The 23,259-nt window shown below is 46.4% G+C and carries 26 protein-coding genes and 1 pseudogene; 12 read left to right on the top strand and 15 right to left on the bottom strand.

Translation table 11 applies throughout. The annotated features are described in order from the left end of the window. Nucleotides 1-255 precede the first annotated feature (255 nt). The 3 genes from AACV78_RS09065 (at nt 256) to gmk (ending at nt 4,147) form a co-directional block, all read left to right on the top strand. Complete coding sequence (locus tag AACV78_RS09065; protein ID WP_194011292.1) at nt 256-2,358, top strand: M3 family metallopeptidase; 2,103 nt, start codon at nt 256-258, stop codon at nt 2,356-2,358. Nucleotides 2,359-3,238: 880 nt separating this feature from the next. Further along, nucleotides 3,239-3,505 (top strand): extracellular matrix/biofilm regulator RemA, encoded by a 267-nt coding sequence (gene remA, locus AACV78_RS09060; RefSeq protein WP_194011293.1) that lies wholly within the window; start codon nt 3,239-3,241, stop codon nt 3,503-3,505. Between the two features lie 78 nt (nt 3,506-3,583). Further along, nucleotides 3,584-4,147: a guanylate kinase gene (gmk, locus tag AACV78_RS09055; protein WP_194011294.1), complete on the top strand. Its 564-nt coding sequence runs from the start codon at nt 3,584-3,586 to the stop codon at nt 4,145-4,147. A 103-nt stretch (nt 4,148-4,250) separates the two neighbouring features. Here the strand turns inward: gmk and AACV78_RS09050 are convergent, their stop codons facing one another. Continuing rightward, the gene (locus tag AACV78_RS09050) at nt 4,251-4,985 is read right to left on the bottom strand and encodes a PIN domain-containing protein (RefSeq protein ID WP_228042135.1); all 735 of its coding nucleotides are present in this window, start codon (nt 4,983-4,985) and stop codon (nt 4,251-4,253) included. A 106-nt stretch (nt 4,986-5,091) separates the two neighbouring features. Between AACV78_RS09050 and xseA the strand changes: the two genes are divergently transcribed. Next, complete coding sequence (gene xseA, locus AACV78_RS09045) at nt 5,092-6,252, top strand: exodeoxyribonuclease VII large subunit (protein ID WP_194011295.1); 1,161 nt, start codon at nt 5,092-5,094, stop codon at nt 6,250-6,252. A 5-nt stretch (nt 6,253-6,257) separates the two neighbouring features. After that, nucleotides 6,258-6,485, top strand: a complete 228-nt coding sequence (gene xseB, locus AACV78_RS09040; protein ID WP_106149016.1) for an exodeoxyribonuclease VII small subunit — start codon at nt 6,258-6,260, stop codon at nt 6,483-6,485. 427 nt (nt 6,486-6,912) lie between these two features. On the opposite strand, the gene AACV78_RS09035 is transcribed toward xseB, so the two are convergent. The 4 genes from AACV78_RS09035 to AACV78_RS09020 all read right to left on the bottom strand — a co-directional run bounded on the left by AACV78_RS09035 (nt 6,913) and on the right by AACV78_RS09020 (nt 9,140). Beyond that, on the bottom strand, nt 6,913-7,122 hold the full coding sequence (locus AACV78_RS09035) for a CsbD family protein (RefSeq protein ID WP_194011296.1): 210 nt from the start codon (nt 7,120-7,122) through the stop codon (nt 6,913-6,915). A 263-nt stretch (nt 7,123-7,385) separates the two neighbouring features. Then, nucleotides 7,386-8,222: a PHP domain-containing protein gene (locus AACV78_RS09030; RefSeq protein ID WP_194011297.1), complete on the bottom strand. Its 837-nt coding sequence runs from the start codon at nt 8,220-8,222 to the stop codon at nt 7,386-7,388. Nucleotides 8,223-8,529: 307 nt separating this feature from the next. Beyond that, complete coding sequence (locus AACV78_RS09025; RefSeq protein ID WP_194011298.1) at nt 8,530-8,811, bottom strand: hypothetical protein; 282 nt, start codon at nt 8,809-8,811, stop codon at nt 8,530-8,532. Nucleotides 8,812-8,888: 77 nt separating this feature from the next. Next, complete coding sequence (locus AACV78_RS09020) at nt 8,889-9,140, bottom strand: hypothetical protein (RefSeq protein ID WP_194011299.1); 252 nt, start codon at nt 9,138-9,140, stop codon at nt 8,889-8,891. Between the two features lie 154 nt (nt 9,141-9,294). On the opposite strand from AACV78_RS09020, the gene AACV78_RS09015 reads away from it, so the two are divergent. Then, complete coding sequence (locus AACV78_RS09015) at nt 9,295-9,621, top strand: hypothetical protein (RefSeq protein ID WP_194011300.1); 327 nt, start codon at nt 9,295-9,297, stop codon at nt 9,619-9,621. A 319-nt stretch (nt 9,622-9,940) separates the two neighbouring features. Here AACV78_RS09015 and AACV78_RS09010 read toward each other — a convergent pair whose 3' ends face one another. Further along, nucleotides 9,941-10,405 (bottom strand): tetratricopeptide repeat protein, encoded by a 465-nt coding sequence (locus AACV78_RS09010; protein WP_194011301.1) that lies wholly within the window; start codon nt 10,403-10,405, stop codon nt 9,941-9,943. 55 nt (nt 10,406-10,460) lie between these two features. Here AACV78_RS09010 and AACV78_RS09005 point away from each other — a divergent pair, with 55 nt between their 5' ends. Beyond that, nucleotides 10,461-11,081, top strand: a complete 621-nt coding sequence (locus tag AACV78_RS09005; RefSeq protein WP_194011302.1) for a histidine phosphatase family protein — start codon at nt 10,461-10,463, stop codon at nt 11,079-11,081. 53 nt (nt 11,082-11,134) lie between these two features. Beyond that, a complete protein-coding gene (locus AACV78_RS09000) occupies nt 11,135-11,506 on the top strand; it encodes a VOC family protein (RefSeq protein WP_194011303.1) in 372 nt (123 codons plus the stop codon). A 107-nt stretch (nt 11,507-11,613) separates the two neighbouring features. Here the strand turns inward: AACV78_RS09000 and AACV78_RS08995 are convergent, their stop codons facing one another. Next, nucleotides 11,614-11,874 carry a hypothetical protein gene (locus tag AACV78_RS08995; protein ID WP_333117539.1) on the bottom strand — a complete coding sequence of 87 codons (261 nt, stop codon included), beginning with the start codon at nt 11,872-11,874 and terminating at the stop codon, nt 11,614-11,616. Between the two features lie 76 nt (nt 11,875-11,950). Next, a complete protein-coding gene (locus tag AACV78_RS08990; protein WP_194011305.1) occupies nt 11,951-12,622 on the bottom strand; it encodes a phosphoribosyltransferase in 672 nt (223 codons plus the stop codon). A gap of 260 nt (nt 12,623-12,882) precedes the next feature. Here AACV78_RS08990 and AACV78_RS08985 point away from each other — a divergent pair, with 260 nt between their 5' ends. After that, nucleotides 12,883-13,560 carry a uracil-DNA glycosylase gene (locus AACV78_RS08985; RefSeq protein ID WP_194011306.1) on the top strand — a complete coding sequence of 226 codons (678 nt, stop codon included), beginning with the start codon at nt 12,883-12,885 and terminating at the stop codon, nt 13,558-13,560. Between the two features lie 107 nt (nt 13,561-13,667). Here AACV78_RS08985 and AACV78_RS08980 read toward each other — a convergent pair whose 3' ends face one another. From AACV78_RS08980 to tyrS, 3 genes are all read right to left on the bottom strand, one after another. Next, complete coding sequence (locus AACV78_RS08980; protein WP_194011307.1) at nt 13,668-14,252, bottom strand: hypothetical protein; 585 nt, start codon at nt 14,250-14,252, stop codon at nt 13,668-13,670. A 6-nt stretch (nt 14,253-14,258) separates the two neighbouring features. Continuing rightward, on the bottom strand, nt 14,259-14,966 hold the full coding sequence (gene pyrF, locus AACV78_RS08975) for an orotidine-5'-phosphate decarboxylase (RefSeq protein ID WP_194011308.1): 708 nt from the start codon (nt 14,964-14,966) through the stop codon (nt 14,259-14,261). A gap of 246 nt (nt 14,967-15,212) precedes the next feature. Further along, a complete protein-coding gene (gene tyrS, locus AACV78_RS08970) occupies nt 15,213-16,424 on the bottom strand; it encodes a tyrosine--tRNA ligase (RefSeq protein ID WP_228042134.1) in 1,212 nt (403 codons plus the stop codon). Nucleotides 16,425-16,757: 333 nt separating this feature from the next. On the opposite strand from tyrS, the gene AACV78_RS08965 reads away from it, so the two are divergent. After that, nucleotides 16,758-18,677, top strand: a complete 1,920-nt coding sequence (locus tag AACV78_RS08965) for a PBP1A family penicillin-binding protein (RefSeq protein WP_194011310.1) — start codon at nt 16,758-16,760, stop codon at nt 18,675-18,677. A 98-nt stretch (nt 18,678-18,775) separates the two neighbouring features. On the opposite strand, the gene AACV78_RS08960 is transcribed toward AACV78_RS08965, so the two are convergent. Both AACV78_RS08960 and AACV78_RS28700 read right to left on the bottom strand, forming a co-directional pair. Then, nucleotides 18,776-19,099 (bottom strand): DUF1825 family protein, encoded by a 324-nt coding sequence (locus AACV78_RS08960; protein WP_006632589.1) that lies wholly within the window; start codon nt 19,097-19,099, stop codon nt 18,776-18,778. A 397-nt stretch (nt 19,100-19,496) separates the two neighbouring features. Beyond that, nucleotides 19,497-19,802: pseudogene (locus AACV78_RS28700) on the bottom strand (transposase); the annotation flags it as partial. 889 nt (nt 19,803-20,691) lie between these two features. Here AACV78_RS28700 and AACV78_RS08950 point away from each other — a divergent pair. Both AACV78_RS08950 and AACV78_RS08945 read left to right on the top strand, forming a co-directional pair. After that, nucleotides 20,692-21,171: a DnaJ domain-containing protein gene (locus AACV78_RS08950; RefSeq protein ID WP_194011311.1), complete on the top strand. Its 480-nt coding sequence runs from the start codon at nt 20,692-20,694 to the stop codon at nt 21,169-21,171. A gap of 41 nt (nt 21,172-21,212) precedes the next feature. Continuing rightward, nucleotides 21,213-21,485: a DUF3143 domain-containing protein gene (locus AACV78_RS08945; RefSeq protein ID WP_194011312.1), complete on the top strand. Its 273-nt coding sequence runs from the start codon at nt 21,213-21,215 to the stop codon at nt 21,483-21,485. Between the two features lie 14 nt (nt 21,486-21,499). On the opposite strand, the gene AACV78_RS08940 is transcribed toward AACV78_RS08945, so the two are convergent. Continuing rightward, nucleotides 21,500-22,246, bottom strand: coding sequence for an undecaprenyl pyrophosphate synthase (locus AACV78_RS08940; protein ID WP_194011313.1), 747 nt, complete (start codon nt 22,244-22,246; stop codon nt 21,500-21,502). A gap of 20 nt (nt 22,247-22,266) precedes the next feature. Continuing rightward, the gene (gene cdaA, locus AACV78_RS08935) at nt 22,267-23,160 is read right to left on the bottom strand and encodes a diadenylate cyclase CdaA (RefSeq protein WP_194011314.1); all 894 of its coding nucleotides are present in this window, start codon (nt 23,158-23,160) and stop codon (nt 22,267-22,269) included. Between the last annotated feature and the right edge of the window lie 99 nt (nt 23,161-23,259).

The following is a 23,259-nucleotide window of genomic DNA, read 5'->3' as shown; positions in this document are numbered from 1 at the left end:
AGGAAAGCAGTTGTTAGGAAAGCAGTTGTTAGTTGTTAGTTGACAGGAAAGCAGTTGTTAGTTGTCGGGAGTCGGGAGAATATAAGGAAGATTTTCCTAATTCTCCCCCTCTCCCCCTCTCCCCCTCTCCCACTCTCCCACTCTCTTCTTCTCCCCATCTCCCGGCGGTCGTCCAAATTTTTCGACAATTGTGTTACAAAATTAAAAGCTAATCTGTCTAGTTCACCTGTTTTCAGCCTCTTACAATAAAATTAAATGACTGCAACCGTAAATATTCCTGATAACCCATTACTAATTGGCCAAGGATTGCCGACCTTTGACGCGATCGCCCCAGAGCACGTAGTCCCCGCTATTACCCAACTGCTGACCGAGCTAGAAGGCTCGCTAGCTGCCTTAGAAGCCTCTGTAGAGCCGACTTGGAGCGGTTTAGTAGAACCCTTGCAACAGCTCGGAGAGCGTTTAAATTGGAGCTGGAGCATTGTCGGACATTTGATGGGGGTGAAAAATAGCCCGGAATTGCGATCGGCCCACGAAACAGTGCAGCCGGAAGTAGTAAAATTTTGGAGCAAAGTCAGTCAAAGCAAACCGCTTTACGAAGCTTTTAAAGCGCTGCGGGCCAACAAAAATTGGGACAGCTTAGAGTCAGCTCAACAGCGAATTGTCGAAGCCGCTCTCCGAGACGCACAACTCTCCGGCGTGGGTTTAGAAGGCGAACAAAAAGAGCGTTTTAATGCCATTCAATTAGAATTGGCCGAAATTACTACTCAATTTTCCAATCACGTCCTCGACGCTACCAAAGCTTTCAGCATCACCCTCACAAACAAAGAGGAAATTGACGGTTTACCGCCGAGTTTGTTGAGTTTGGCAGCCCAAGCCGCTCGCAGTGCCGGCGCAGAAAATGCCGATGCCGAAAACGGCCCTTGGCGGATTACTTTAGACTTCCCCAGTTACGGCCCTTTCATGCAGCACAGCACTCGCCGCGAGTTGCGCGAAAAGTTGTATAAAGCTTTTATCAGCAGAGCCAGCAGTGGAGAGTTGAATAACTGGCCTTTGACCGATCGCATTTTAGCACTGCGCCAGGAAAAAGCAGCCTTGCTCGGCTTTAACAGTTATGCCGAATTGAGTCTGGCGACCAAAATGGCTCCCGACGTTGCAGCAGTCGAAGCTTTGTTAGAAGAATTGCGCCAAGCTAGTTACAGTGCTGCTGTCAAAGATTTAGAAGAGTTAAAAGCGTTTGCGGCGGCCAAAGGTGCGCCGGAATCCGGGGATTTGAAGCACTGGGATATGGGTTTTTGGTCGGAACGGCAGCGGGAAGAAAAGTTTGCTTTTAGTGCAGAAGAATTGCGCCCTTATTTTGCTCTGCCGCAGGTATTGGATGGCTTATTTGGATTAGTAAAGCGGCTGTTTGGCGTGACAGTAACGGCGGCGGACGGTCAAGCTCCTGTGTGGCACAAAGATGTGCGCTATTTCCAAATAGATGATGAAGCCGGAAATACGATCGCCAATTTCTATTTAGACCCCTACAGTCGCCCAGAAGAAAAGCGCGGCGGTGCTTGGATGAACGATTGCGTGGTGCGCGCTAAATTTGTGGAAGCGGGAAAAACCATCACGCGGTTGCCGGTGGCTTATTTGGTGTGCAACCAAAGTCCTCCGGTGGACGGAAAACCGAGTTTAATGACTTTTTTGGAAGTCGAAACTTTGTTTCACGAATTCGGTCACGGTTTGCAGCATATGCTTACAACGGTAGACTATCCGGGGGCTTCTGGTATCAATAATGTTGAGTGGGATGCGGTGGAATTGCCCAGTCAATTTATGGAAAATTGGTGTTACGATCGGGCTACTTTGTTCGGGATGGCAAAGCATTACGAAACCGGGGAAACTTTGCCGGAACACTATTACCAAAAATTGCTAGCAGCGCGCCACTACATGAGCGGCAGTGTCATGCTCAGACAAGTACATTTTAGCAGTATCGATATCGAATTGCACCACCGCTACCAGTCGGGCGGTAGCGAAACTGTGGCGGATGTCCGCAATCGCATCGCTAAAACTACGACTGTTTTACCTCCTCTGAAAGAAGACGCATTTTTGTGCGCTTTCGGACACATTTTTGCGGGCGGTTATGCGGCGGGCTATTACAGTTATAAATGGGCGGAAGTTCTCAGCGCTGATGCTTTTGCGGCGTTTGAGGAGGCTGGTTTGGAAGATGAAGATGCGATCGCCTCTACGGGTAAACGCTTCCGCGAGACTGTGTTGGGATTGGGCGGCAGTTTGCACCCGATGGAAGTGTTTAAAACTTTCCGGGGACGCGAACCTAGCACTAAGGCTTTGTTAAGACACAGCGGTTTAGTTGCGGCTTAATCGACTGTGGAATATCAATCCTGGTTGTACCGTCAGGTGATTGTTGACTGTTGATTGTTGACTGTTGACTCGCGGTCGAAAAACTGAATGGTTGAGTGTTAACTGCTGACTCGATTTTATTATTCCGATGCAGCCGGAAACGATATAAAAACCGGGATTAATACGGGTGAATGTATCTGGATTAATCCCGGTTTTTTCCTGAATTCAAAGGTTTGTAGTCAGGACTTCATCAGCTAACCGGCATTTAATTTACACGCTCCGAAAGCTCCAACGCTACACCCGACACCCCACACTCCTTTCGACAATTTCAATATGCAATTTATACCATTTCTCTAAAATCATGCAATACTCTCCGACCCCCCCTAGCCCCCCCGAGCTCGCGGGGGGGGACAAGAATACTGTTGCATTATTTTTTGAAATTGGTATTAGAGGCGCAGCTATCCCTCTTCAGAAATCGCCAGCCGGTTTTAGCTTAGGTTGAAGGCTCATCAAAGCAGTATCAGTGTTAATACTTTCAGTATAAACTGCCCTTTGCAAATATTTGCTGTAATCTATCAGTGATTCTACTTAATTTTTCCTCAACTAGAAGTTAGCTTTATATTTTGCAATATTTACGGGCTGTTTTTTCGATACAGCTAAGGCTTTTATTGGCAACTAAAAAACCTGGATTTTACCAAATCTTTAATATAAGCGGTTAACAGCGCTAGTTTTTTAAAGTTTTGATAAAGACGGTGGGACGGCGACTCAAAAAACAGAAAAAAAGCAGGTAAAAATTCAAAACTTGAGTTATGAATCTTTTTTGTATTGTCAAAAAACTTTGATATATATGATAATAAGTAAGGATTGATAGTTACTCGTTCACCCAAAATTTAAGATTTTCATGGATATTCAATTAATTAATATCGGTTTTGGTAATATTGTGTCGGCTAACCGAGTGATTGCCATTGTCAGTCCTGAGTCAGCGCCAATTAAGCGTATAATTACTGATGCGCGGGAGCGCGGACAATTGGTTGATGCTACCTACGGCCGCCGCACGAGGGCGGTAATTATTACAGATTCGAGTCATGTCATCCTCTCGGCGATTCAGCCGGAAACGGTGGCTAATCGTTTTGCGATCGGTAAAGACAGTCAAGTTCGGGATGATTGATGTTTGTCAGTTGCAATTTGAGCACTTACAGTATAAAGTAACCGAAAGCTTAAATTGTTACGAGTTTCTATTCTAAAAATGAAATCCGGTAAATTAATTGTTCTGACTGGGCCTAGCGGTGTGGGGAAAGGCACCTTAGTCCGATCGCTCCTCAATCGCCATCCCGAATTATGTCTTTCGGTATCCGTCACAACTCGTACACCGCGCGAGGGAGAAATTGAGGGAAAACACTACTATTTTGTCAGCCGCAGCCGTTTTGAACAAATGGTTGAGGCTGACGAGTTAGCAGAATGGGCCGAGTTTGCCGGCAATCTTTACGGTACTCCCTATTTTGCTCTCACACAGGGCATTGGTGAGGGAAAATGGGTAATCTTGGAAATTGAACTCGAAGGAGCAAGGCAAATTAGAAATAAGTTTCCAGAGGCTTTGCGACTTTTTATTTTACCTCCTTCTTGGGAAGAATTGGAACGGCGGCTGCGGAGTCGGGGTCAAGATTCCGAAAGTGCGATCGCCCGGAGATTGCTGCGGGCCAAGGAGGAAATTGAAGCGGCGGGAGAATTCGATTTTCAGGTTGTCAATGACGATTTAGAATTTGCTTTAAAAGGACTAGAATCCGTATTGTTTGTCAGCGATAGGAAATGATTTGATGATAATTTGATATAGCGGTTCTCAAAAAAGTGAGGTATGCCCTATGCCCGGTTTGGTCTAGGCCGCATAGTACCTCATCTTTATAAAAAAGGCTATATTACCAATTACCAATTACCCATTTTTCTGTACGCGCTAAAACTTCGGTACTTTTTTTGACAGCAACACAAATTTTTAAATTAATTTCCAGGATATTAAACGAAGAGGAAAAGTTTCGCAGGGGTTCTATTTCGCGAGCAGAACAGCCCAACATTTCCATATAAGCTAGTGTCCAGCCAATAGCTGCAATGTCGCTTATATAGCCTTCTCCGGCGCACAGGTGACAACCCGATTCAACCTCTGGATAGCACTCAGGACAAACCCAATTGCTGACTTGTGAATTGATCTGAATTGTGCGGGATGTTGAGGCAATTGTTAAGGCTTTAATGTGGTTTTGAACTACTTGTTTAAAGCCTCGGTTTTGGTGGCTGAGGCGGTCGGAATTGTTGGGCTGTCCGATCGCGCTTCCTGACTGTGGTGGCGAAGCCAGAGGTGATGTGCGGTTCTCAATTTTGAATGGAGATTCGCCCAGATTCGCCGTTAGCTGAATACCGCAGTCTTTGAACTCAAGGGGCTGAGAGTCTTTGATGGCGCGGGAAGAATCGGATTCTGCGCGATCCTCTTCGAGGGCTTCGCCAACGGCAAAATCTTGCATCGAGAGATGATGTTCGATCGCCAAAGACCAAGTTCTTTTATGGCGGAGGTCGCCATATTTTCTCGCTTCGGCATCAGTAATGCCGATCGCCGCAGCCTCTTGGCGCAGCACATTCATCGAAGTCATGACATCTGATATCATTAATTTATTTACAACTAATATACGATCGCCAAATCAACCCGCACAAATTCCCTTAAATATAGTAGCCTAAATCTAAAATCTAGAATCTAAAATCTCAAATTGTTAGATGAATGCAATTTTTCCTGAGACAACGTTGTCGGTGGGCGGACTAACATCATACCTGCAAGAGTTGCTGGAGGGCGATCGCTACTTGCGATCGGTTTGGCTGATTGGCGAGGTGTCCAACGTTTCGCAGCACGCCAGCGGCTGCTTTTTCACTCTCTGCGACAGTGACAAAAGCGCTGCGATTCGCTGCGTGGCGTGGAATTCTCAGCGGCAAAAATTATTGAAGTTACCCGTAAAAGGTGAGCAATTGCTGGTTTTTGGAAGCATCCGGGTTTACAAAAATCGCGGCGAGTATCAGTTGACAGTTGTGCAATCGCTACCGGCTGGGGAAGGATTGGATGCTTTGCGGTTGCAGCAATTGCGATCGCGCTTGGAAGCTGAGGGCTTCTTCGATCCCGCCAGAAAGCGCCCGATTCCCGCACACCCGCAAATTGTGGCGGTGGTGACATCGGATAGCGCTGCTGCGTGGGGGGACATTCAGCGCACTCTAGCGCAGAGATATCCGGGTTTGCGGGTGTTGCTGTCGCCGACTTTGGTGCAGGGAGATTTGGCTCCGGCTGCGATTGCTAGGGCGATCGCGCTGGTAGAATTGGATGGTAGGGCCGAGGCGATCATTTTAGCGCGGGGCGGTGGTTCTGCGGAGGATTTGGCTTGTTTTAATGATGAAAGAGTTGTCAGGGCGATCGCCAATTGTGCAATTCCAATTATTACAGGAATCGGACACGAAAGAGACGAATCTCTCGCCGATTTAGTAGCAGATAAACGAGCCCACACTCCGACAGCGGCAGCGGCCCAAGCCGTACCAATTTTAGCAGATATTTACTCGGAACACCAGCAAAGAATGCTGAATTTAGCAAGTGTTGTCAAAGCCAGATTTCAGACAGAATCAGAACATTTGCAACAGTTACAAAACCGACTAAAACGGTTGCCTGCGACATCGCGAACTTTGCGGCAAGCAACTGGTAAACTGGAAATATTGCAAGAAAAGTTAGCAGCCCTAAATCCGGCGGCGGTTTTGGAAAGGGGTTATGCGGCGGTAATGCAAGCTGACGGTAGGATTGTCCGCGAAACTGACGGTTTAGAATTGGGAGACGAGTTAACCGTGAGGTTGAGTCGGGGCGTGCTGAAAGTTAAGATTGTAGAAGTGTTGGATGCAGAATAAATGCTATGGTTAAGTCGAAGTTGCGCCAGTCTGACTGGAATTATGAGGAAACGGTCGATCGCATAGAAGCAATTATCGATCGGGTGGAATCTGGAGAATTGCCACTAGAAGAGGTTTTCGAGCAGTTTGCGGTGGCTGTGGAGTGTTTGCAGGAGTGCGAAGGTTTTCTGGCGCGGGGGAAGGATCGGATGGAATTGGCGATCGAGCTTTTAGCCAAAGAACCAGACTTTTAAGCGCAGGCGAAGGCCGATCAATGTGGATGAAATATGTTGATTCGTTATTGGGTAAGTAATATCAAATCCTCTCTTCATCGGAATGATTCAGATATATATTCTCGGACTCTGTGTACTCTGTGTTCTAGCGCCGGTTAAATCACCTGACGATGCCAGCGGCAGCGATATAATTACTATAAGATTTTGTAGTTTTATAACACCCTGTTTGCGATACTGAGATAGCGGTTCTCACAAAAGTCAGGTATGCCCTATCCCGGATAGTACCTTATATGAGAGCACAGAAAGGCTATACCTAAGTTCGGAAAACTTGTTAGCACACGATCTTACGGTTACTGAACGGAGTCGAAGGACATTCAAGTTTGATAAAAATTCTTGTGGGGTAGACCAGAAAGCCTGCCCCAAAAATACAATCTAGATGCCCGACAGCTTACAATTTGTCGATCGCTCTTTTAGCTTTATCTGCGATATTTTTCACAGCATCTTTAGCATCTTCTGCTGCGTGGCGGGCGGCGGATTCTGCTTGTTTCGCTTTGCCTTCAGCCTGATCTTTTTTGTTGCCGGTGATGTTACCGAAAATTTCCTGAGCTTTGCCTTCTACGTTTTTGCCGATCGCCTTTGCCCTGTCTTCTACACTCATAATCAGCTCCGCTGGGTAGTTAAACGTTATTGCTATCCTAACATTAGCTCAACTGAAATTCCTCGCTAACTTCACATTAATTTATGTTTGGTTTGATTGCCCGTGGTTTTTAGTAGGGTGCGTCATAATGACTTAATTATTTCGATTGACTCGCTATATAAACTGACGCACCCTAAAGAACGATCGCGAGGTCTTATAAGGTGCGTTAGAATGACTTGATTATTCCCATCTGCTCCGGTTTCAACTGACGCAGCCTACAGTTATTACTTCAAACTCGCCGCAGCAACCTTAATCGGTTCCAGCAAGTCTAACGGTATGTGTAGCATATTCAATTGGGTAGTTTCAACACCTTTTCTTTCATTTCTTTCGGGTTCGGGGCCGTGATAATCGCTGCCACCAGTTACCAGCAAACCGTATTCAAGACACAAATCTTTTAATTTTTTTATTTGGCTGGAACTGTGGCTGGGATGGTATACTTCGACTCCCATTAAACCCGCATCTACTAATTCTTTCAACACTTCTTCAACAGCGCCGCCGCGAAATAAATAAGGGTGCGCCCACACCGGTACTGCGCCGCAACTCTTGAGTAAATCTATGCCTTCGGCGATCGAGAATTTCTCGTAATGCACGTAGGCGGGGCCGTCGTCTCGCAGCCAGCGATCGAAGGCTTCCCGCGATGATTTGGCGTGACCAGCTTTTACCAGCGCAGAGGCAATGTGAGGCCTTCCCGGTGCCATTCCTGGGGATGTTGTTGGTAGTTCGATCGCATATCCCAGTGCTGCTAATTTTTCTACCATTTCTTGCGATCGCCTCAATCTTCCTTTTATGCGATCGTTCAAAGGAACGCGCAACTTATTTGCATCGGGATAAAAACCTAGAATGTGCAGCGATCGACCGTTGTGCACTGTACTGAGTTCGAGTCCGGGGACTATTTCGATACCGTGCAAAGCAGCGGCGGCGAAGGCTTCATCCCAACCCGACATCGTATCGTGATCGGTGACAGCCAAGGCGCGAACCCCCGAAGAAGCGGCGGCGGCTACGAGTTCGGCTGGGGTGAGAGTACCGTCGGAATAAGTTGTGTGACAGTGGAGTTCTAGCATTTTTTTAGGGTATGTTAAAGTCTGCAAAACCTGCAATTATTCTCATCATTCATCGAACATATATCCTCACTTCAAACAATACAATAAATTATTTTTAATTTAAATTGGGCTAGTTGTAATAAATTTCTGCCTCTTTAAGATTGTATCCAGTCGATCGCCCTAACAAAAACGGATCGCGCGTGCGAAGTAATATTAGGTTAATCGATCGAACATCATCTAACTGGGATATTTCTGTTGATTAAAACTCTACTCTATGTAAGTGGGTAAGCCCGCCTTAAAATTTAAATTTGCAGGCTCAACAGCTTAACTATTTCTGGATTTCTCGCATTGAGTGAAAGACACCATCTGGCAATTTGGAAGGAATCGGCGATATTTCAAGACTTTCTATGTTGTGAATAGGGATAACTACAAGTTTATCTGCTAATTCGATAATTATTGGATCTGCAGTCAAGAATTTGTGCAGGCGAGTGCCTAAATTTGCTTGCTCTCCTACCCTTTCTGCTGACGAAATGAACTCGAACTCTTGCTGTTTGCCGTTGGTATAGTTGAGTGTCAGAGTGATAATTCTGTCTTGGTTGGTTGCTTCCATAATTTTTTCCCCTAACGGTCGATCGGGCTTCTCGTCAAATTAACAATAAATCAAAAGTTGCGATCGCACCACCGTCCTTAGCTTTTGAGAACGCCGCGCTGTGGTTGCGAAAGTCTGGTAACAGCTAATTTTACCACAAAAACTGTACGGAAACTCCCCAACCTACCAAGTATACAGTTAGCAATCGTGCTGTCTGCGCTTCGGGTCGGGCGATCGCCTTTGCCAGAAATCTTCGGGCGATTCCCCACGGGATAGCTTCGCAGCGCGTGCTTTGTGCTGTACCAGTTAGCAAATTGGCTCAAATTAGCCTCTGCAGCCGCTTCACCCAAAGCGCCCTAAAGTCATACACCATCAACACTTGAGCGTTTGGGCGATCGAGATTTTTTGAGGTACAAACTGTGGAGGTTCCGATAGTGGCATTGTGCGATCCCTACCGTTAAGGATTTTTTTATAAATTAATAACATAACATTCAGGTACAGCGTATGAAATCCACACTTTGCTATCCCGAAACCTCTGTTCAATCTCCGGCAGTTACTTTTGATAATAGTGCTATAGAATCTTGTATCGTAGCGGCTTGGATTGACTTAGTAGGAGGAGATTTTGAGAGTCTGGGAGGAGATGATTGGCTTAATTTGTGCGGCGACATTGACGACGGCGAAATTTACCGGGAATGGTTTTTGTGGCAAGATAGCGAAGTCACTCAAGAGTGGGAAGCTTACGATCCAATTACTAATTATCGAGTTGTGTCATCTAGCCGAGAAATGCTAATTTCTCAAATCGACCAAATTGAAGATACCAGAAAAATTTAGCCTTTCGCGAGAATGTTACATCTTGATGTTAGAATTTAAGAATTCTGTTAAACTCGGTTTATTCTCAACATTTTGGATCGAACGCGATACATCGCGAAACCGGGTTTAACAGACGTAAAAAATATGTTTGGTTTCATTGGAATGAATCCACCCACTAATTTGAAACTTGCGCGTCAATACCGAAGGAACCAGATTTATTACCGAGAGTTAAAGCCACAATTGAATATTTTGTTACTCGTTACCAGGTTCTTCCTAGTAACGAGCAAAGCACAATTGAATATTTTCGTAAAAAACCCGGTTTCTGCGTAAATCCCGCAATTTATGTCGCTACAGCTTTTTGTTTTTCTCGTTCTAATTTGCGCTGCTTCAAAGCTGCAAGATTTTGTTTAATCGTCTCGATCGCGGGGATATTCCCCTGCTGTTGATATAATTCGCTGGCACGGATCAAATCTGCCACCGCCTCGCCGTCCGATCGCAAATTCGCAAAAATCAAACCGCGATTGTGGTAAACTTCTGCCGTTGCCACCTGTTGTATGGCGCTAGTAAATTTATCTTCAGCTTTGCGATAATTTCCCAATTGATAAGCCTCAATTCCTGCTTGAAAATAAACCGCAGCTTTGCTACCTGCGTCAGTATCTGGAAATTCTGGCGAGTTTAAAATTGGTTCTTTAAACAGTACAGAAATGCTGCCCTTACCGAAGTAAGCCCAAGTCATTGTTCCTATGCCAATCCCCAGCGCAGCGACAACAATGACAGACAGAGCAATAAAATTTGTGAGTTCCATAGAGAAATATTTGTTGTATTACAATATGATAAGATAATTTCTAAGTTCTGGAACAATGGCAGCACAGATTTACCTCAACGGTCAATGGTTTTTCGGTTTGCTAGCTTTAGTATTATCGATCGGCATAACGACTCAAACTGCCACTTCTGACGCAGCAACCAAAGCCCAAACTCAAGCGGGATGGCAATTGTTGCAGCGGGGAGATACAGGGTTGGTGGTGGTAATGCGACACGCGATCGCCCCTGGCACCGGAGATCCTGCTAACTTTAAGTTAGGCGACTGTTCCAGCCAGCGCAATTTATCAGTACAAGGAAGAACCCAAGCCCAGCAAATTGGGGCAGAATTTCGCAACCGCAACATCAAAATTGTTAGAGTTGTATCGAGTCAGTGGTGCCGGTGTTTGGAAACAGCAAAACTGATAAATTTAGGCAAAGTCGAGCCGTTTCCGGCGCTGAACTCGTTCTTTAGCAACAGCAGCAAAGAATCGGGACAAACAGCGACAATCCGCAAATTAATTATTGACAATCGCAACACAAAAGGTGCTATTATTATGGTAACGCATCAAGTCAATATTACAGCAATTACAGATATTATTCCCCAAAGCGGCGAAGCTGTGATTCTCAAAGGCAATGCACGAGGCAAAATTCAAATAGTGGGACGAATTGGAGGATTTTAGATTTTTTTGTTGCAAATTTTACTTGTTAATTACCAGTTATCCATCTAATTTACATGACTTTCCAATACAGCGCCGCCCTAGTAACTTTAGCAGACCTCGACAACGAAGTTCTGGTCAAATTCTACACCAAATTTCTCGACATAGAACCAAATCCTTACACTCCCAATATTTATGCCGAATTTCAACTTCCCGGCTTACGACTCGGCATATTCAAACCCAAAGATTCCCACAAATCCGAATTTGCAAATCGAGCAAAAACAGGCATGAGTTTGTGTTTGGAAGTCAGCGATATCGAAACTGCGATCGCCCGAATTTGGGCATTAGGATATCCGCCCGCCGGAGAAATTATCAAAGCCTCACACGGTTTAGAAATTTATGCCTTCGATCCCGCCGGCAACCGCATAATTTTGCATCAACCGCATTAGAATATAGGATAATCGCGAATAATTACTGAACTCTCGATCATCTCTCCTCTTCCTTTGCATCCTAGCGCTGACGCGCGGCTTCGCGGTTCGTTCAAAAAAAATATCAACTATCTAATCATTTCAGCAAAGCTATAAAAACTGATAATTAATAATAGCAAAGCAGTCAAATGAGTCAATTGAAATTGAGGTTGCGGGCCCATATATTCCCGCACCAAAATTGAAAAAGACGAACCAATTATATAACTTAAAGACAGCGTTAAATACTGCCACTGCAACGTTACACTCCACAGCCCCAACAAAATCATCGCCAAAGTCAACATCACCAACTCAACAAACCGAGGCGGATTGTGCTGAGTAGAGAGAATCACAGTGTTCAACCAATATTCCCAAGGTCTCATGTGTTAGCTAGCGATCGAGCTTTTAGATTTAGCCTTCTAGCTTAACCTACGATCGCCACTCAATCTGTCTCTGCAAACAGCCCAAAGCCTCCGCCGTCTCCACCTGCGGAAACTGCGCGTAAAAGCGACTGACACTGTAAAAAGGGTGAGGAGTCTCCAGAATAATCGACTTATCGCCTATTTGCGCCAAAAATCTCATCAAATCATGGGGGGCCACGGGCGAACAAATCCACAAAGCAGCCGGTTGCTGCGACTGCAAAGCCTGCGCCGCCACAGCCACCGTCATCCCCGTGGCAATGCCATCGTCCACCAAAATCGCCAAAGCCCCCGCCGCGCTGACATTTGGTCGTCCAGCAGCCAAATCTGCCAGCAGAGATTGAGCGCTATTTTCAGCCTGCTGGAGTGCTGATTTTTGCCAGCGTAAACTTGGGTGTTTTTGATTTTGCCAGAGAACATGGCCGTCAGCAGTTGCCGCCCCGATCGCCAATTCCAAATTATCCGGGCGAGTAATTTTCTTGGCGACAACCACGTCCAAAGCACAACCCAAGCGGCGCGCGATCGGCACAGCAACGGGCAAACCCCCGCGCGGCAAGGCATAAACAATCGGTTTCACAGCATTTTGTGCCGTTAAATTCAACTTGCCGAGCTCGTTTTCAACAGCAGCAGCCAGTTTTTCGCCTGCATCGGCGCGATCGTCAAAAAACGGGTTAGACAACATATTTCTGCCTGTACGAACTCAACAAAAAATGTGAAATTTGAGAGTCAGAAACTCGGTTTATTCGCAGATACTTCGCGGCTAAACCAATATTTTTCCGAAAAACCGGGTTTCTGTGTCGCTAGTCCTGTGAGATTTGCGAGTGTTAAATTGAAATTGTGCCCGATCGCATGGCATAAAAGCATCTAGCCAATCTCAAATCACAAAACCCGATCTAAACTATAAACTCTAGACTCAACAAAATCTCTCTAATTGTAAAATATATGTCCAGCGACTTGCAACTCAGTCTTTTTGACAGCAATCAAAGTGCCGCCTTCCAAAACGACTCAATCCCAGTAAATGCCAAAATTCCCATTCCTCCGGGCACTTATCAAAATATGGAACAAATCGGCGAGCACTGCAACCGCTGTCACCGCTGCGAATTGGGCAACACCCGCACTCACGCCGTCATCGGGCGCGGCAATCCTCAAGCCTCAATTTTGATTGTGGGAGAAGCGCCCGGACAAAACGAAGATGAAACCGGATTACCCTTCGTCGGGCGATCGGGCAAACTACTAGATAAGATTTTAGAATCCGTAGAATTGAGTGCAGAAACCGACGTTTTCATAGCCAACGTCATCAAATGTCGCCCACCCAAAAACCGCCCTCCCACAGCCAAAGAAATCGAAGCTTGCAAACCATACTTACTGGAACAAATTCGCATTTTAGATCCCAAAATTATTTTATTAACCGGTGCAACAGCCCTCAAAGGATTGTTAAGCGACAAGCGGCCAATTAGTAAAATCCGAGGTCAATGGATTGAATGGGAAGGACGGCTGTGTATGCCAATTTTCCACCCCTCATACTTGTTACGAAATCCTTCCCGAGAACCGGAAAGTCCGAAATGGTTTATGTGGCAAGATATGCAGGCTATAAAGGCTAAATTGGATGAATTAAAATAGCAATAGCAATAAATTTTTGTTGTTGATTGATCGGGGCGGGTTTCACCAACAATCTCTGATATTTACCCACAATCTCAAAAACCCGCCCCCTTTGCTTGAAACTCAAGTTATGGCTTTGCAGGACAATCTCGCAACCACAAACGAATCGCCTCAGCAATTGCGCTTGTCTCCCCCTCTGGCGCTAACAACGGGCTAACATCCGCCGCCGTACCAAACCGAGAAACAATTTTTACTAATTCCCAACCCTTCGGGGTTTTAGCTAAAAACAGCCAGTGATATTGCTGAATTTCGACTCGCTTTCCCCCCAGATACTGCGTTTCTAAAGTAGTAATAAAAGCTTGATTGGTATTTTCAGGAAGCGCATCTTCAAAATTTAAAGGTAGCGGTTGAAACTCCGGGCGACCTGCTACAATTATTTGACGGGACACGTAACCGGGCGGTGTAGAATTGTTAGGAGAAAAGTGCGATCGCGCAATTACCCGATTAGCATAACTCGGCAAATCTGGCAACAGGCGATCGACTAAAGCTTCTAAATCTACCGGACAGGGCGATCGCCCTAACAAACCATTCCCCCTTGCACTTATACTCTTAGCATAATTTGTCGCAACATTAACCGCCAAAGTCGGACTTACAACCGCAGATGTTAGCAGATAAACACAGATGAGCGCTGATGGGATTTGATCTGCGATCATCTGTGTTTATCCAATCTCATCACAAATGCGCGCAAAAGCCGCCACCGGATCGTCGGAAGCTGTAATCGGCCGCCCAATTACCAGATAATCCGCACCTGCTTTAAATGCCGCTTTTGGAGTCATCGAGCGTTTTTGATCGCCCCCATCGGCCCATTTCGGACGCACCCCCGGACAAACTAACAGAAAATCATCCCCGCAACTCATTCTTAACTGTTCTGCTTCCTGCGGAGAACAAACAGCACCAGCTAAACCTGTTTCCTTGGCTAACAATGCCATGTGCAAAGCATATTCTGGCAACTCTAAAGGTATTTTTAATTCAAAAGCCAACTGTCGGGAATTCAAACTCGTTAACAGAGTAATTGCAATCAATTTAGGACTCGGTTTATCGACAGCCGCCGCCCCTTCGTCCAAAGCCAATTGTGCGGCTTTCAAAGCATCTTTACCACAGGTAGAATGGATTGTCAATAAATCTACATTGTACTTGGCTGCAGCCCGACAAGCACCAGCTACAGTATTCGGGATGTCGTGGAATTTCAAGTCGAGAAAAATCCGTTTTTCCCGCTGTTTTAAAATTTCCAAAATCCCAGGCCAGGAGCTCACAAATAGCTCTAAACCGACTTTCCAGAAAGATACATCGGGGAGTTTGTCAATCAGGGCGATCGCACTTTCTTGACTGGCCACATCCAAAGGAACAATAATTTTATCTGTGAGCATAGTAACTTTCGTAGTAATAACTTCATACCGATTTGTGTTAACAAACACGTCCACCGCAGTACCTATCTACGGTTGGATTATTAGGCTTTCGATCCCCCCTAACCACCCTTAAAAAGGGGGAGACCAGAAACATTCAAAGTGGGTCTTCTCAAGGGGATTTAGGGGGATATTGCCTCGGAGCAAAGCGAGATTTATCCAGGCTTATAGACTTAAGTTAACAGGCCTTGGCGCTTCACAAATCCCTACTCAATCCACTAAGCGGACAAATTTATTTTTGCCAACTTGCAAAACTTTACCGCATAATTCTGCAGGTGATTCAAAGGTAAAGTTAACATCCGAAACTTTGTCGCCCTCTAACTTCACTCCACCGCCCTGCATCAACTTCCGCGCCTCACCGCTGCTCTTGCAAAGCCCGCTAGCACTAAGGATATAAAACAACTTAGCCGGAAACTGCACGTTTGCCAAGGAAAACTCGGCCACAGCATCAGCTTGTCCCGCCGCACCTTTGATTAGCGCGATCGCATCTTGTTGGGCCCGATCGCCCGCTGCTTTCCCCCAATACTGACTTACCACATCCACAGCTAAAAGTTTCTGTTTTTCGCGCGGATTTTCTGGCAACTCATCAAGCGGCAAATTTGTCAAGAGTTCAAAATACTGGGCGATCGAACTATCCGCAATTTTCTCCAACTTAGAATACATCGTCAGCGGGTCTTCAGACAAACCTACATAATTATGCAAAGACTTCGACATCTTCTGCACCCCGTCAGTCCCCAGCAAAATCGGCATCAGCAAACCAAACTGCGGTTTCATCCCAAAATGCCGCTGCAAATCTCTCCCCACAGCAATATTAAATTTTTGGTCAGTTCCCCCTAACTCCACATCCGCTTCCAAAGCCACTGAATCGTAACCCTGCATTAGCGGATACAGAAACTCGTGCAGGTAAATCGCATTTTCCTGCTGTATCCTGTTGTCAAATCCCTCTTTAGCGAGCATCTGCTGCACTGTCATCGTCCCCAGCAGTTCCAAAATCTTCGCCAAGTCCAATTTGGACAACCACTCGGAGTTATAGCGAATTTCCAAGCGTCCGGGCGTGTCAAAATCGAGAATCGGACGCACTTGGTCTAAATAAGTCTTGGCATTTTCCGCCACTTGTTCCTCTGTCAACTGCGATCGAACTTCAGATTTCCCTGTCGGATCGCCAATTCTTGCGGTAAAATCTCCGATGAGCAGTACCGCTGTATGTCCTGCGTCCTGAAAAGCTCTCAGCTTGCGGACGCAAATGCTGTGTCCCAGGTGAATTTCGCTCCCTGTGGGGTCAATTCCGAGTTTGACTCGCAACGGGCGATCGACTTTTGCCAGCAATTGGGCCAGATTTTCGTCAGGGTTGCTAGAATCAGGTCGATCGGGAAAAATCTCGCTGATGCCGCGGTAAAGCGCTGAAAGGTTAGGAGTTATCATAGGGGAGCGATCGGAAACCATAATATTTTGCCGGTCTTAGCGGAATCAGTTAAACTCACTGATTCACGCATACAAACACACTTATCAAGCTACCATAATCCCAAAGCGACCCAGCTTTTCTTGCCTAACCCCGACCAAAAACACCTACCAAGCCCCCGACAACAGTCGCGGCGAACCCCAAATTTTAGACTCCAGTTCAAACCCCCAAATTCATCCGCAGCAAGTAAATCTAAAATCTAAAATCTAAAATCTAAAATCGACTGACAGCCTCCAGAGTTCGCATCTAAAATTACAAATCTTAAGCCCAAAATCGAGTGAGGAAGTGAAATCCACGTGTCAACTAACGCAGTCCGCAAACATACGGAAAACTCAGCCCCTGTATTCGAGTTTGTTCAGTCAGTCAGCAAAGTGACCGCCGGAACCATACTCAGCATCACAATGCTAGCCAGTTCCGTAGTCGCTGGCGGACTGGTTGGCCTAGCGATCAGTTTCCGCAATTTGCCAGATGTTCGCATCTTGCAAACCTACTCTCCTACAGAAACTACCCACATTTACGACATCAACGGTAAGCCCCTAGCCAGCATCCACGACGAAGCTAACCGGGATGTCGTACCCCTCGACCAAATCTCTCCGAACCTGAAACGAGCTGTAATGGCGATCGAAGATAGCAACTTCTTCACCCACAAAGGCATCAACCCCGGCGGGATAGCCCGAGCTCTCATAGTCAACCTAGAGAAAGGTAGAACCGTTGAAGGCGGCTCGACTATGACAATGCAGCTAGTCAAAAACTTGTTTCTCTCTCCCCAGTCAAAATTTAGTCGCAAGATAGCTGAAGCGGTAATGTCTATCCGCTTGGAGCAAATTCTCAACAAAGACCAAATTCTGCAACTATACCTGAATCAAATCTACTTAGGTCACAACTTGTACGGCGTAGAGACAGCCTCTCGAAGCTATTTCAACAAGTCAGCCAATAATTTGACCCTTGCAGAAGCAGCCATGCTCGCCGGCTTAATTTCCGCCCCAGAAGAATACAGTCCTTTTGTCAATTACAAGTTGTCAAAAGAACGGCAGGAAACGGTTTTAAACCGGATGAAAGAGCTCAAATGGATTACGGCGGCGGAAGCCGATGCCGCCCGAGCGCAAAAAATTAAGCTCGGCAAAATTACCTCCTTTGGCGGCTCTAAAGTTCCTTACGTCACGCAAGCCGTAGTACAGGAACTGACTAGGCGTTTCGGGCGAGATGCAGTAGTCAAGGGAGGAATGCGCGTTCAAACCACGATCGACCTCAAAATGCAGCGCATAGCCGAAGAAACCGTCAAAGCGTGGCACGATCGACTTTCTTACCAAGGACTTTTTTACAGCCGCGAGGAAGGTCAAATTGCCCTAGCCGCCGTCGATCCCCGCACCCACTTCGTCAAAGCAATGGTTGGCGGCGTCGATTACGAAAAGAGTCAGTTCAACCGCGCCATTCAAGCACGCCGCCAGCCCGGATCTTCTTTTAAACCTTTTGTCTACTACGCAGCCTTTGCTAGTGGCAAATACACCCCCGACTCAATTGTCTACGACTCCCCTGTCGGCTACCGCGACGGCGACGGCTACTACTACCCTCAAAACTACGGCGGCGGCTTCTCCGGTGCCGTCAGCATCCGCAGAGCTTTGGAATCATCGCTCAACGTTCCCGCCGTCAAGCTCGGCCAAGAAGTAGGATTGAATAAAGTAATTGAGGTTTGCCGCACTCTCGGCATCAGAAGTCCGATGGAACCGGTAATTTCTTTACCATTAGGTGCCGTTGACTTGACTCCCTTAGAAATGGCAGGAGCTTTTGCTACCTTCGCCAACAACGGCTGGCATTCTGACACCACATTTATCGTCCAAGTCACTGACAGCAGCGGCAACGTCTTGCTCGACAATACGCCCAAACCAAAACCAGTTCTCAACGCCTGGGCCGCAGCATCTGTCAACAGCGCCCTGCAAGGGGTGATTAACAACGGAACCGCAAGGGCTGCCCAACTCGGGCGGCCCGCAGCAGGGAAAACTGGTACAACTTCCTCAGAACGGGATATCTGGTTTGTGGGTTACGTGCCTCAATTGTCTGTTGCTGTCTGGATGGGTAACGACAATTACGCACCGATGAGCTACGGTGCTACTGGCGGTGGAATTGTGGCCCCTGTTTGGCGCGATTTTATGAGCCAAGCTTTGCAAGGCGTGCCTGCAGAAAGTTTCAAACCTGCTTCAGCTTTTGAGCGGCCTTAACTATTAGTCATTAGTCATTAGTCAACAGTCATTAGTCAACAGTCCACAGTCCACAATCATAAGGTCAACAGTCCACAGTCCACAGTCCACAGTTGACCTTATGATTGTTTTTCCAGCTCAGATTTCATCCGCTCCAGCGTTGAGTTCATTTGCTCAAACATCTGCTGGGGCGTGATGCCAAATTGATTGAGCTGTGTTTTTAACTGCTCTACAGTCATCTGAGCCATAAAGTCCTCAGACAGCTCGAAGCGCTTCATAAAAATCCGGTAGCGCTCCATCATTGATTCCATCTGCGCGATAAACATTTTCTTGCCTTCGCGATCGAATTTGCCGTAATTGCCGCCTAGTTTGATGAGAGATTGATAGTCCTCAAACAACAGCTTGGCTTCTTGCTGAACAATTTCTGAATCAAAAAATCCCATAGCTTTCCTAATTTTTTTATATTGAACTAATTTTGATCGAGGCGGGAAGTCTCGCTGCTTATTACATTATTTTATCAGTTGGCGGAGGAAGTCCCTACCCCTCAAGGCACAAGAATCAGTAGCAATTTCCGTACAGCAGACGGGGAGAGTGGGAGAGTGGGAGAGTGGGAGAGGGGGAGATGGGAGAATTACCAATTTCCAATTAGGGCTTGCTGAATAATCGATCGCAAACTAAGAACAGGAGCGATCGATATATTCAAGCAGAGTTAAATATAAGTTATTTCTGTATCTATATCCCCAAGTATAACTGTAGATTATCTCCAACCCAAAAATAGGCGTTCTTTTTCCAAATAGACATAAAAACACACAAAAAACCCGGTGCCACCAGGAAGCATCGGTTTATTACCAAAAAAGTAATTGCAATAACTGTACCAGATGTATTATCAAGTTTTGCCATCACAAGGGTTCAGACCGAATCTTCGTTTCCGCAAGTCTGAACTTTCCCTCGATCGCATTTCTAACTCTTTCATCATAAGCGGCTGGCTTCTTTTTTGATTTACTGACGTTTGCTGGTGGTCTTCCTAGGGGCGGCCCACTGATTCTAATTCCTTTTTCTTTGCACCATGCTCGGTTTTCACGCTTTACGGTAAATGCGATCCTCTTCGAGGGCTTCGCTAACGGCATGAACGGACTCTGGATAATACTCTCTGCACCTATGATCTGCTTCTAAAGAGTGCTTTTAAGTCCCATGATTCGTTAAAATTATCCCAGCTCATCCGGTCTAAAAACACATATGCTTCAAAGCATCTCGCTGATAGTTTAGCTCCAAAATGTACGCTTTAAGATGCTTTACCTCTGAGAATGGGACGAATATCGTGTTGGCTTAAACTTAGTATTCTCTCCTCATTCCTCTGTTTATCATTATTAAATTACCAGTGTTGTTAGCGATATAATTCTGTGAAAACTAGCCAGGTTTTATATTGTTTATTTCAGATATTCTCGGCTCGTATCCCCATCAATTAGCTGTTCAATACGATCTAAATTTATTTTGATATATTGGAGTTATTTTTTCAGTGCCTGTCTTTATTTTTTCGGTGGACTGTCTCTTTTTTTCGCTTTAGTAGTGCTTGTACCGTACTTTTACGCTCCTTGAAATCTTTCTGCTACTTTCCGAATAGAGGTGTTACCTGCTTCGTAAGTGTTAATAATCTTTTGACGTATATCTAGGGAGTAGGGTTTCATTTTTCTCTTTCTTACCACCTCTAATATTGTACCTAATGGTTAAGCAAAGTGCTGTATTGTTTTCTCACTTTTTCAGCAGGCCATAAATAAAACCCTAATTATTCTGACTATACATGACTACCAGATGATGAATTGAAGTATTTGCAACTTTATTGAGAACGACTCAGATATGAAGAAAATATCCGCAATGTCGAGAAAAGATTCTGGCGGAATCAGCTTGACAGATCGATCGGCGAGTCAGAAATATCAAACCCACAGCAAGTGACATCCCCAATCGATGAAGTTGATTAACCCCCAACTTTAGGCTAAAATGATTGAAAAGTATTCATAACAAGCCTAGAGGCGCTGAGGTGAATCCTAACCAGGCAACTGCTAAAAACAAAAGTCAGAAAACACCAGGCAAAACCCCCTTGGGTTCCAGTCATTACGGCTTGTTAGGACTCCATCCTTCAGCCTCCGCGATCGAAATTCGGCGATCGTACCGGGAACTTAGCAAACTCTACCATCCCGATACCACCGACCTGCCACCCTCCGTCGCCACCGCCAAATTTCAGCAGCTAAACAACGCCTACGCCACTCTCAGCAACCCAGAACGCCGCCTCGCCTACGACCTCAAAATAGGCTACTCTCGCGTGAACGTGATTCAGTCGCCCCCAGGCTTCAACAGTCCGGTTTCTCGATCGCGTGAAAAAACTTCTAACTCGGCTTATCTAGACCCCACGGATCGCCCTCTTTCCCCAGGAGAAATATTCGCCCTGTTTATCATGGGAACTACTTTAATCGGATGTTTGGTAGTGGCGATCGCGATCGGCTTAATTCGCGGCAATTAAACGCTCAAATCCCCAATCTAAAATCTAAAATCTAAAATCCCATGACTCTTCCTTCCGCTGATACTCCTTTGTACAACCATCCGCTGCCAGAAATCGAGCAGTGGCTAAAAAGCCGCGGCTGCCAGCAAGACCGGGGAGAACTCCACTGCTGGCAGATCGATCGACCTACCTGGAAAGCAGAACTCTCCCTCGATATCGACCAAATCACCGTCCGCTACATTGACGCAGGGGCAGACGGTAAAGACATTCAGCGCTCCTTCAAATACTCTCTCTCGCGTTACGACATCGAAGATGCCGTTTTCTCGGGCCCCTAATTGGATTTTAGATTTTACACTTTACCAAATCGGCGGCTGCGCTGCTGATAATCAGACAAAGCGCGGTGAAACTCCGATCGGTCAAAATCCGGCCACAACGTCTTAGTAATGTAAATTTCCGAATAAGCCATTTGCCACAGCAGAAAATTGCTCAACCGCATTTCCCCGCTCGTCCGGATCAGCAAATCCGGATCGCAAACATCAGCAGTATACAAATAGCGTTTAAATAAAACCTCATCAATCTCCTCCGGCTGCAACTTACCTTCCTGCACCTGAGTGGCGATCGCCCGACAAGCCTGTACAATCTCCTGGCGGCCTCCATAATTCGTCGCCACCCGAAACAAAATCCCCCGATTGTGCTCCGTTGCCGTCACAGAACGCTCGATTTCGGCCTGCAAAGACTTCGGTAAAGCCTGCAAATTCCCCATAAATTGAATTTGCACGTCCTCGTCCACCATCTCCCGCAATTCTTGTCGCAGCTTGCCCTCGAACAAACTCATCAAAAAATCCACCTCCCCGGCCGGCCGCCCCCAATTCTCCGTCGAAAAAGCATAGGCCGTTAAAGCCAGAATCCCCCAATCTTTGCAGCAGCGCAACAATTCCTTCAAAGCGCTAGCTCCCCGGCGGTGGCCCGCAATCCGCGGCAACCCCTTATTCTTAGCCCAGCGCCCGTTGCCATCCATAATCACTGCTATGTGCTTAGGCAGTAGTTCTTTTTGTAGATCCTCCGGCAACTTTTCCAAGCAAATTCCTTGATTCATGGTTTCTCCCGATTACCCAACTAACGGCGCAGTATCCGCTTTAACAGTGTCACTCCCTTCAATCCTATCTGCCGTCCGAAATTGCCGATCGGAATTGGAGCCACAACTCTTTCTCCCTCCGACGGAAACAGTTTTGCTTCCAGCAATTCCTTAAGTTTGCTGCTAGTCAAAGGTCGATTTAACATTCCCATCTGCGCTAGAGAAATCGAACCCGTTTCCTCAGACACCACCACGCACACACAAGCTTGCACCCGTTCGGTAATCCCCATCGCCGCCCGGTGGCGGGTTCCCAACTGTCGCGACGCGCTGCGATCGGACAAAGGCAAAATTACCCCCGCCGACACAATCCGCGAAGCTCGAATCAACACCGCACCATCGTGCAGCAAAGTTTGCGGCTGAAAGATTGTCTGTAACAATTCTTTAGAGACTTCAGCATTTAGCTTGACTCCCGGCACTGAAAAATCCCGATCGTCGATCGGAGAATCTGTTTCTACAATTAATAAAGCGCCCGTGCGGTTTTGCGAAAGTTCTTTTACTGCGTCCACAATTTCATCTATTACGCTGTCCGGTGCGGGAGTTGGTCGGCGATCGCGTCCAAACAATTGTACAATTTCCCCCCGCCCTAATTGTTCCAGAAATCGCCGAAATTCCGACTGCAATATTACCGCCATTGCCACAGCAGAACCTGTCACCAAGCTGTTAAGCGCAACGTGCAACAGTCTCAATCCAGCCCAGTTGCTCAGTGCCGTCGCCAGCATCAAAATAATAAATCCCCGTACCATCCACAGCGTCCGGCGCTCCCCGACAATGACGAGCACCAAATACGCCAGCGTAAATACCAGTCCAATATCGATCGCCTGAACCAATAAGGACTCAACGAGGCCAAAGTTATAGCCAGATTGTTGATTGTTCATGGTTCATCGAACGCTACCGCCTGTGAACCGCGAACCGTGATGCACTCGAACCCGTGAACCATGAACAGTTGTTATTCCAATCGCGTGACTAAACAAGCC

Origin of the sequence: Tychonema sp. LEGE 07196 (assembly GCF_963890365.1) — a bacterium.
In the GTDB taxonomy this organism is placed as follows: domain Bacteria; phylum Cyanobacteriota; class Cyanobacteriia; order Cyanobacteriales; family Microcoleaceae; genus Microcoleus.
This window is presented reverse-complemented; position numbering and strand designations above follow the sequence as displayed.